Raw genomic sequence first — 10107 nt, 5'->3', positions numbered from 1 at the left:
TTTTTTATGCCTGAGAGAACCCCATGAGTGAGTTGCAGGTGTTGTTCCCCGAGCCTGTGGTGGTCGCCGTCGGCCGCCGCAAGGTGAAGATCCGCCCGGTTGGCCTGGCGGACTTCGAGCTGTTCGGCCGCGCGTCCGAGGACGTGTTGCGTTTCCTCAATGGCTGCAGCGCGGAAGGGCTGTGTGCCTACGCGGGTAGCGCCCGCACCCTGCGCCGCGTGTTGCGGCGCTGCACCTCCCTGAATCGCTGGGCGCTGTGGCGCCTACCTGCCCCGGTCGCGCTTGAGCTGATGGTGCAGGTCATGCAGGTCAACGCCGGTTTTTTCGGTCAGGCCCTGGCGGGGGTGGCGAGCATCGTGGATGGGCCGACGTCGCCCAGCAACTGATCGCCGCCGGCCACGCTTGGGCCGATATCGCTGGCTACACGCTGCCCCAGCTGGAAGCGTTCTGTGCGGCTATCGCCGCGCAGGATCGCGCCGCCATGCGCACGGCGCTGATCGTGGCGCGCGGCGCCAAGGGCACTAAACAGAGTTTCGAGACGATGCTGCGGGGGTTGAAATGAGCAGAGGCCGAGTGACCACTCAATTAGTTATTGAGGGCAGAAACGATAGCGCCCAGGCGTTTGAGCAGGTTCAGGAGGATCTGGGGCGGCTCAATAACACCCTGGAGACGTCAGGCAGGCTGATCGCAGATTTTATTTCATTGAACCTGCTCACAAGCGCTGTTCGGGCGGTAGCAGAGACGGCAGACGCGTACCGACTGATGAACGCCCGTCTCAGGTTGGCGACTGGCAGCCAGCAGGAGTTCAACACCGCGCAGAAGGAGCTACAGCGCATTGCCGTCGCCACGGGTTCGCCCGTCAGCTCCCTGGTGGACCTGTACGGCCGTATCAGCCGGCCGCTCAAAGAGGCCGGCAAGAGTCAGCAGGCCATCCTCGGTGTTACCGAGGCGGTGGCCAGCGCATTTCGAGTCTCCGGGGCTTCGGCAGTGGAGGCCGAGCAGGGCGTTGTGCAGTTCGCCCAGGCCCTGGGCTCGGGTGCCCTGCGCGGTGATGAGTTCAACAGCGTGGCCGAGCAGGCGCCGAGGCTGATGCAGGCCCTGGCCGATGGCATTGGACAGCCTGTGAGCGCCCTGAAGGACCTGGCCAGCCAGGGCAAGCTGACAGCCGATGTCGTTACAAATGCACTTATCGGCCAGTTGCCCAAGCTCAAGGAGGAACTGGCCGGCTTTGGCGATACCGTTGGCAAAGAGATCACTGCCATCGGCGACACCCTGGAGCGTGGTTTTGGGAATGCCGCCACTGGCCCACTGATCGAGGCGCTCAAGGAGCTTCGAGAGGCGCTGGATGACCCGCAGATGCAGAAAAACCTCACCACCTTAGCCTCGGCACTAGTGCGCATAGCCGAGTCGGCAGTCAGGGTTAGTTCTGCGGCAGTCGGGACAGGGGACGACCTGGGCTACATGGCTGCACGGCTTGCGGGTGGCGTCACCGAGTTGGACAGGGTCAATAAAGAAATCGAGTGGCTTGAGGCGTCCGCCGGAGACAACTTCGGGATGTTGGACCTCTACATGAGTGATGCGGCCATTGAAGCGAAGCTCAAGGAGTTCAAGGATTACCGGGAAAAGCTGCTCGAAGAAGCCACCGGTATGAACGAGGAGATGCGCAAGAAGGCCGAGGAGCAGGCCGAGTCCGAGAAGCGCATAGAGGATGCACGCCATCAGGCCAGCCTCAAGGCCGAACAGGCCTATATCACCTCGATGCGCAACATCCGCGACCAGCGGGTGAAGGATCTAGGGGACGAGATCAAGGAGCTGGAGCGCAAGGAAAAGGCCGCGCTGACCACCATTGAGGGATTCAAGGCCAAGCGCCTGGAAGTTGAACAGCGCTACAACGATGCCATCCGCTCGTTCCGGCAGGGCAACCGCGAAACGGACTTCGGCACTGTCAGCAGCCTGCAGCTGGAGGCACGTGGCGCACTGCGCGCCGGGGACGCGGAAACGGCCAAGGCGCGCGCGCAAGAGGCGCTTAAGGCCCTGCAGGAAATGGCGGCGGCTGGAAAGAACACCTATGGCTTCGAGGGGATCGCCAAGCAGCTGAAGAACATAGAAAGCGCCGCGCTCGATCTGGAGCAATCCCAGGCCGATGCCAAGGTGGCAGAGATTCGAGATCAGATCACCGCCCTCAAGGATGAGGCGGCCAAGCTCCAGAATCTCCCTATCTCGTTCAAGCTGGACAACACCTCGGTGGAAGAGGTCAAGAAACAGCTTGAGGCGATTTCCTCAACGCCCATTTTCATACCTATCAGGTTGGTTCCCCCGGATGGCATGAACGGGTTTGTCCCGGCTCAGTGGGCGGGGCTGAAGTTGCCCACGGATGGCCACGCGAACGGCACCCGCAGTGCCGCCCCCGGCATCCGCTGGGTGGGCGAGCGCGGGCCGGAGCTGATGGCGTTCGGCGGTGGTGAGGCGGTGCTGAACTCGCTGGCCTCCCTGAACCTCGCCAACCGGCTGTCGGGGCTGTCAGCGCCTGGCCTTCCGGCGGGTATGGAATCTGCCGCCGCTGCCTCTCCGGGTGGTCGCAACCTCGGGCGGGTAACCCTGGATCTTGGCGGCCAGCAACTGGACTTCATGGCCGAGCAGTCCACCTTCGAGGAGATCCTGCACATGCAGGCACTCAAGAAGGGCCCGGCCCGCCGCTGACCCTCAACCCAGGCCCGCCGCGTGCGGGCCTTTTCTTTGGAGCTTCCGATGAGTTACGCCACGGTGATGCTGGGCGGCGTGCCAATCCTGCCTGCAGGTGGCGCTGCCGGCTCTGGCGTGCCCAATCAGACCTACACCCGCGAGCAGGGCCGCACGCTGCTGACCCTAAGCCGAGGCCGGCTCTACAACATGGCCCATTGGTCGCGCGAGGTCATCACCCTCAGCGCCGCCGGCGGGCTGCCCCACGGGCTCGATGGGCTCGATTTCGACGCGGTCCTGGAGCTGCGTTGCACGCACCCTAAATCCGTCTCCGGTGTGCTGCCGACAGACCGCCAGTTCACGCTCACCAGCACCCCGCGCCCAGACGTGGCGCCCTGGGGCTGGGCGCTTCGGGATGGCGTGTGGCTGTTGGTGCCCGCCACCGTCTCGGGCGACCAGGTGACGGTCCAGGCCGTGCCCGATGCCGAGCTGTATCGAGCAGCGTGGATGCCCATGTTCAACGTCATCTGCACCCCGCCGGAGGAATCCATGGATACCTCCTACGGCTGGCAGCTGACCGCCACGGAAAGCCTGTAATGAGGGGGGAGCAGCCATGCAGCTGAACGGGGCAACCCTCAACGGCGCCACGCTCAATAGCGGCACCGGGAGCGGCAGCGGCCTGCCTGATCCGGTGGTCATCACCCCGGGCCGGCTCTGCGTCTGGCGGGTCGTCATCCGCATCGGCGGGGTGGACGTCACCCCGTTGCTGACCGGGTCTGTCTCGGTGGACCGGGAGGAGGGCGCTGCCGGTGTCGCGCAGTTCGACCTGTTCTATCCACCCGAGGCAGACGTGCCCGCGGCGATGCCGAGCAACGCGGTGGAAATCGATTTCATAGGCGAGGTGGACGGCGTCACGGTGCAGTCGCGGCTGTTCACCGGCTCAATCGCAGAGCCCACCTGGTCGGCCACCACGCGGGTGATGTCGATCACCTGCACCGACCGCCTGCAGCAGCGCCTCGAATCCATGAGCCTGGCGGCCATCGACCAGCTGCTGCCCGGGGTGTGGAGTGCCGACGTGTTCGAGCCCGTCGAAGGGCGCAGCCGCTACGACTACGCCATGGAGCGGGTCAGCACCCTCGCGGCCTGCGTGGATGCCTCGGTCGTGGGCGAGATCCGGCGCAGCAGCTGGTTTGCCGCCCCGCGCCCGCATTTCGTTTTCGGTGCCGGCTCAACGGTCTATCAGAGCGTCGGCCTGGAGCTGGCCCAGCCGTTCAACGCCACCAACCGCGCGGAGCTGACCGTGCGCTACCGCTATGCGCGGCTGTGGCAATTGAACCAGGTCTACACCTGGGCGCACCCCGGTGCCCATTCCCAGGAGGAAACGCTGGGGTTCTGCGAGTGGCGCGTGTGGAGCACCGAAACGCCCGACGTGCAGATGGTCGAGGAGGCGGTGGAGGGCAGTGGCCAGGTCATGATTGGCGAGCCCGGCTATCAGCGGCTGCCCCTGAGCGCGCCCAACCCCTGCGGCGACGGCGCGCCCTGGATCAACGAGAACGGCGACCTGTTGCTGGGGTTCAGGGTCACTGCCGCCCGCCGCTGGGTGCAGACCGTGACGGAGGAATACAGCCTGGTGCTCGCCACGCCCTCCGGCCAGGTCGAGGCCGAGCAGGTAGTGACCCGCGAGGCGGTGCAGTTCGAGGTCGAGGACAGCCGCGTCGAGGATTGGGAGAGCGGCCTCAAGGCCGGCCTGCCCGACACGGCGGCACCGGCCATCCCCAGTGGCGTGCCATCGGCTGGCTGGGCCTGGGTGGGCGCGAACTCCGGCGCAGGCGGTTACAACGACATCAGCGACGAGGCCCGCCGCGAGCTGGCCCTGCAGGTGATGCTGCTGCGCATGTACGTCGAGATCCTGCAGGCGCACCGCGAAACGACCGTGACCTGGAGCGTGCCGACCTCCCATGCGCTGGGCGTGGACCTGGTCCACACGCTGGAACTTGACGACCAGTACACCCGCGCCCGGGGCAAATGCCGCCGCGTGGTGCATACGCTGAACATGGAGACCGGCGAGGCAGTCACCAGCCTGAGCATCGCCGTCATGCGCGGAGGTGGTGACGGGGACGGGCTGGCGGTTCCGCCACGCCCGGACATCACCCTGCCTGACCTGAACGGGGATGCCGTCGGGATCAACCTTCCGACCCAGATAGGCGGCCGGCTGAACCATCCGCCGAACGCCTCGGGCCCTGTAGCGGGTGGCCCTGTCGCGCCCTACGACGAGGCGCTGCCGGGTTTCTCCGGCAACTACAGCGTGGCCGACGACCTGACGGCGCCGACGTTGCCGCGCCGATTCTCCATGCCGTACCGCGAGGTGCCGGAGAGCTACACCGACGAACTGGTGCGGACCCGCGAGCGCCTGTATCGCGTATCGATCCCTAACGACCTACTGGAGTTGTAACCATGAGCCTGGAATCCGAGCGCCGTTCCAACGGCGCCGCCCTGGAGGCAAGCCGGCGCGCTGGCGGGGCAGCCATGGAAGCGTCCCGCCGTGCCGGTGGCGCTGCCATGGTGGCCCAGCGGCGTGGCGAGCAGCTGCAGCGCGACATCAACAGCCTGGGGGTGCGGCGTGTCAGTCAGAGGACGCTGCGCCAGGTGCAACCGCGTGGAGGCATCCCGGGCGGCATGAGCACCGCGTTCTGGTCCGACAACGCCCGCGCACCATCCGCCGGCGGCGGCATCGCCGGCCCGCTGGTGGAGCCCGACGCCCAGCAGCGCGCCTGGTGGCCCAACGGGTACGCCAGCACCGATGCCCTGCTCGTCCTGCCCGCCATCAAGACCCTGGTGTTGAAGGACGCCAACGGCGAGCGAGTCGAGGTCCAACTGGCGGACATCTCGGCGGTGACGCCATGACCGCGCCCGTCTGGGGCTGCCCTTACCACGGCTTGGTACGGGGCTGGCAACTGACCTTGCCGAACGGCCGGACCATCAAGAACCGGTTCTTCGCCGATGGCGCCATCGGCAGCGTGCTGGTCCGGGTGCCCGGCGTGCCCGAGGTGACCCGTACCCCCGACGAGGCCGCCTCGGATACGGCCCTGGGCTACCAGTGGCGCAACGCGGCGGCGCTGGTCCTGGGTGCCGAGGGCGGCCGTTTGCTGAGGATCTGGGGTTGGAAGGGCATGCGGGGGAGCCTGCTGTACACCCGTGGCGTCGGGCGCACCTGGCTGGCCGCCTTGGGGGATACCGGCAGTGATGACGGCCAAACCCTGAACGGCCCCCTCAACCTGGCCCCGTTCGGGCGCTTCGGCGAGGACGACGAGCCCGCCCACGACGTGCCGGTGACCCTGGAGGGCTACACCGCCGACAAGCCCTTTAGCGGCATGACGGTGTGGGACATCACCGAAGACGGCTCGCGCGCCGTGCTGGGCTGGTCGCAGGGCTCCGAGCGATTTCTTTTCATGCAGCCCCGAGGCCCGTTTGCCGAACTGCTCATCGAGGGCGATGGCCAGGCCCAGCCCTTCCGCGCCAGCCTGCGGCGACTCAGTGGGTACGAGCAGGCCGCCCGGACTGAAACCATCGACAACATGACGGTGTTCAGTGGCGTATGGGGTTGGCGGTTCCCCATGACCACGCGCTGGGTGCCGTCCGGTGGGCCGTGTGATTCATGGGAACTGCGCTGCGAGGGCGGCAATATGTTCCTCAACGCCAACGGCATCCCATCGCTCAACACTCCGGGCGTCACCATTATGCAGGGCAGCCGCAGCGCCAAGGTCCACGGGTACGCCCTGGGCTACTGGTACGAAAACGGCGACCTCCAACCCGTGACCCTCGACCTGGAGTATCGCCAGGTGGCGGGGTTCGACATGAACGGCACCGCCACGGCGCTGACCCCGTTTGTGGAGCTGCGCGAACAGGCCCTGTCCCAGGAAACGGGCAGCTGCGGGTTTACGGGGCAGTACACCATCGAGCACGGCACGTTCCAGTTTAACGGCCGGGTCGCGTCTAGCATGGTCGAGGAGCTGGTCTACGTGCTGCGGGTCGGCGGCGTCGAGCGCGACCGCCGGACGTTACGTTTCACCTACGACAACGAGCTGACCATGGACGCCACCGGAGCGGTGGGCTTCCTGCCCGGCGGCTACGGCCGCCCCGGCCCCCAGGTAGCCGAGTTGCGGCAGCGCTGGGCGCTGAGCATCGACGGCGAGACCATCGACCAGGCCGAGGACGTCGTCGGCGGGCTGGGCTTGGAGCTGGGCGGCTACTACGGGCCGAGCGGCGACAACCTGTCCATCGACGAGCAAGGCCGCTTCGGTGAAGGCAACCCGGAAAAATGGCTGCTCGATGCCGCCCGCCGGGTCTTCACCCTGCCCATGCGCGCGCCCTCCAAAACCTACAGCTGGCAGTGCTGGGCGCACTGGTGGAGTAACCACCTGGTATGCCTGCTGGAGGCGTTTGGAGTCATCAACACGACGCGCGAGCGCCACCGTTACAACTTCACCGCCTACCCCGGCGGCGTCGACCAGGTGCGCCGGGATCTCCCGTATCCCAATCCCACCGAGGGCAGACCCCCATCGCTGTACGGGGCCATTGATCCGTTCACCGGCCACTACGTCCTCGGCGAGCTGGAGCCCGTCGTCTACATCTAGGAGTCATCCCGCATGAAACCGAAGTTCATCAACAATTGGGCCACCAAGCTGGTGGCTGAGCTGGACGCCAGCGCCGAGAGCATGACCGTGGAGCCGGCCAAGGCCGCCGCCCTGGGCAGCCTGGCCGGCGGCTACTACGTACTGACGCTGTGCCAAGAAGACGCCAGCGACGACGACAGCGGCGAGATCGTCAAGGCGGTGGCCGTTGCCGGTAGCGCCATCACCCTGCAACGCGGCCAGGAAGGCACCACCGCCAGGGCCTGGCCAGCGGGCACCCGTGTCTATGCACGCTGGACCGCCGGCACCGCTCAGGCCCTCCTGGACGCGGCCGCAGCCGGAGGCGGCGGATCATCCAGCGCCTACACCATCACCGCCCTGTGGGGCGGCAGCGAGACCACCGCAGGCGGCGAACTGGTGGGGCTGTACCCGGTCGGCGGCGACACCAACACCCCCGGCCAGACCGACCGCTATGCGTACCTCCTGGAGGAAGACATCGGCAGCAGCATGGGCCTGTTGCCCGGCTACCTGGTCGGGCGGGTGCTCACAGCCGGCGCGGCCGGCGGCGCCCCTGTCCAGGTGCTGGTGGGCGGCACCTGCACCCTGGCGGACCTCAAGGCCAACACCGCCGCATTGCCGGCCGGGACGCTGGACGATTGGGTCGGCGCCCCGGTCTGCCTGCTGGGCGGCGGCGAGCAGTCATTCGCGGTCACCGTGGGCGCGGCCTACCTGAACGGGCGCGGCCCCGACGGCGAGGCACCCGCCACGGCCGAGGACCTGCGCGTCGCCACCATTCTGGTGGTGGGCTACCTGACCTCGGGGCAGGACCAGGGGACCGTCACCCTCCACCCGCAGCCCATCCTCATCGACCTGGCCGGCGGCGGGGAGAGTGGCGGGGAGAGTGGCAGCGGTAGCACCATCAGCGCCGCCGACCTGCTGCGACCGGGTGGCGTGGAGCTGCAACTGATGGGCAGCCTCGCCGCCCCCTTTGCCCTGCGTGCGCTCAAGGCCTCGCCGGCCCCGCCATCCGGGCGTGGCCGCTACGTGCTGGAGCGAACCGCTACCGGCTACGCCTGGCGCCGCGCAGTCGACCCGCTGGGCACGCCCTGGGTGGACGCGATGACGGCCCGGTCCCGAACGGTGGTTCCAGACGTGTGGGGCGGCTGGTGGGCGACCTGGCATGAAATGGAGTGCGGCTACGCGGGCGGCGGGTTTGCCATCAGCGAGCGGGTGATCCAGCAGCACCACTACCTGAACGACACCACGGCGGACACCCTGGTCGTCCAGCTGCCGGCAGGCTTCAACGACACCGTCCGCACGGCTTACAGCGACAACGGCATCAACCAGCTGGGCGGCTATCCCGACCTGTTCGTCGAGGTGACCGTCACGGCCGGCAACGCCAGGACCTGGCGTTTCGAGCCCGCCGCCGGCGCCTCGCTGTACCCCGCCGGCCCCATCGAACTGAGCGCCCCCGGCCATCACGCCCGCTTCCGCTGCGACCCCCGCACCGGCGTCTGGTACGCGAGCGGCCACTGGGGCTGATCGCCCCGCTTCACCATCTGCATTCGAGGAGTAGCCAGCATGACGCCGGCCCGCCTAGACCTGCCCGTCATCCCGGGCGCCACGCTCAACCAGCCCCTGCTGCTGATGCAGCCCGTCTACCAGTACCGCCCCATCACCGGCCTGGCCGGCACCGCCCCGGTGCGCCTGCAGGTGCCCGCCCACGGCCTGCCCGGGGACTGGCCAGTCTGGTGCGAGGGCGTGCCCAACTGGCCCGACCTCAACCAGGACAAGCTCCGCTCCCCGGGTCGCCTGGCCCGCGTGGTAGGCGCCGACACCCTGGAGTTCAACGACCTGGCCGGCCAGGGCCGCACCGCCGCCAGCGGCCTGCTGGTCTACCGCCTCCCGGTGGGCCTGACCGGCTGCGAGATCCGCGCCGAGATCCGGGGCGAGGGCGCCGCCCCCATCCTGCTGACCCAGCAGAACGGCGGCGTGCAGCTCCAGGGCCTCGGCCAGGTGCTGCTGATCCTCACCGCCGCGCAGACCGCCGCCTTCACCTGGGCGCGTGGTGAATGGGACCTGACCATCACCCACCCGGACGGCACCGTTAACCGCTGGGTGGCCGGCCAAGTGCTGGTGAACAGCGGGGGAGGGTGCGCCCATGGCTGCTGATACCCCGGCCGTCGTTGCCCTGGCCCAGCCCGTGGCCCTGGTGGTGGAGCCGACCCGCGTCGCCGGGGTAGCCATCGCCGCCGGTGGCCAGGGCCCGGCGGGCATCCCCGGGCCGGTTGGCCCTGCAGGGCCTGCGGGGCTCAATAGGGATACCTTCCTCACGTACCCCTTCGGCGAGGGCAATGGGGTGTACTTCAACGACCTGCAACTGGGCGAGGTGCTGTCGCTGCCGCACCTGACCCCAGTAGCGCCGGGCGTACAGAGCAAGCTCTACCACCCCCAGGCCAGCCTCATCCAGTCCGGCTCCGGCGCCGGGCTGGAAACCCTGGGTATGCCCATTTCCATGCAGTTGACCACCGGCTCAACCACGGCCGGCCAGGCCGCGCTGACTCTGCATTCCCTGGAGCCCAACCAGGTCTGGCGACCTGGCGCCACCGATGGCTGGTCGGCCTTCGCAGTCGTCAGCCTGTCGGCGCTGTCCAGCACCTATGAACGCTTCGCTGCCGTGCTGACGCTGTTCACCCTGAGCGTGGGCGGGCTGTATTGCAGCTACAGCGACAACCTCAACGGAGGGCGCTGGCGACTCGCCTACCAGGATGCGGCCTACAAAACCGTTTACGTGGAT

9 protein-coding genes are annotated in these 10107 nt (G+C 67.8%); all 9 read left to right on the top strand.

Going from position 1 to position 10107, the window contains the following annotated elements; genetic code table 11:
• The first annotated feature begins 23 nt into the window (after positions 1–23).
• The gene (locus A7D27_RS26075) at positions 24–386 is read left to right on the top strand and encodes a hypothetical protein (RefSeq protein WP_069566584.1); all 363 of its coding nucleotides are present in this window, start codon (positions 24–26) and stop codon (positions 384–386) included.
• A gap of 187 nt (positions 387–573) precedes the next feature.
• Entirely contained in the window at positions 574–2700 is a 2127-nt protein-coding gene (locus tag A7D27_RS26070; RefSeq protein WP_170832328.1) for a tape measure protein, read from the top strand.
• Positions 2701–2748: 48 nt separating this feature from the next.
• The gene (locus A7D27_RS26065) at positions 2749–3276 is read left to right on the top strand and encodes a hypothetical protein (RefSeq protein ID WP_069566582.1); all 528 of its coding nucleotides are present in this window, start codon (positions 2749–2751) and stop codon (positions 3274–3276) included.
• Between the two features lie 16 nt (positions 3277–3292).
• Positions 3293–5131, top strand: a complete 1839-nt coding sequence (locus A7D27_RS26060) for a hypothetical protein (protein WP_069566581.1) — start codon at positions 3293–3295, stop codon at positions 5129–5131.
• Positions 5132–5133: 2 nt separating this feature from the next.
• Positions 5134–5583 (top strand): hypothetical protein, encoded by a 450-nt coding sequence (locus tag A7D27_RS26055; protein ID WP_069566580.1) that lies wholly within the window; start codon positions 5134–5136, stop codon positions 5581–5583.
• Positions 5580–7313, top strand: a complete 1734-nt coding sequence (locus A7D27_RS26050; protein WP_069566579.1) for a hypothetical protein — start codon at positions 5580–5582, stop codon at positions 7311–7313. Before A7D27_RS26055 ends, A7D27_RS26050 begins: the two co-directional genes overlap by 4 nt.
• Positions 7314–7325: 12 nt before the next feature.
• On the top strand, positions 7326–8852 hold the full coding sequence (locus A7D27_RS26045; protein WP_069566578.1) for a hypothetical protein: 1527 nt from the start codon (positions 7326–7328) through the stop codon (positions 8850–8852).
• A 39-nt stretch (positions 8853–8891) separates the two neighbouring features.
• Positions 8892–9482 carry a hypothetical protein gene (locus A7D27_RS26040; RefSeq protein ID WP_069566577.1) on the top strand — a complete coding sequence of 197 codons (591 nt, stop codon included), beginning with the start codon at positions 8892–8894 and terminating at the stop codon, positions 9480–9482.
• A partial coding sequence (locus tag A7D27_RS26035) for a hypothetical protein (protein ID WP_218188498.1) occupies positions 9472–10107 on the top strand: 636 nt, incomplete at its 3' end. The genes A7D27_RS26040 and A7D27_RS26035, both read left to right, overlap by 11 nt.

It is taken from the genome of Pseudomonas sp. 1D4, from assembly GCF_001728925.1.
Classification (GTDB): Bacteria; Pseudomonadota; Gammaproteobacteria; order Pseudomonadales; family Pseudomonadaceae; genus Metapseudomonas; species Metapseudomonas otitidis.
Note: the sequence above shows the minus strand (reverse complement) of the source record. Positions and strands in the feature narration are given on the sequence as shown.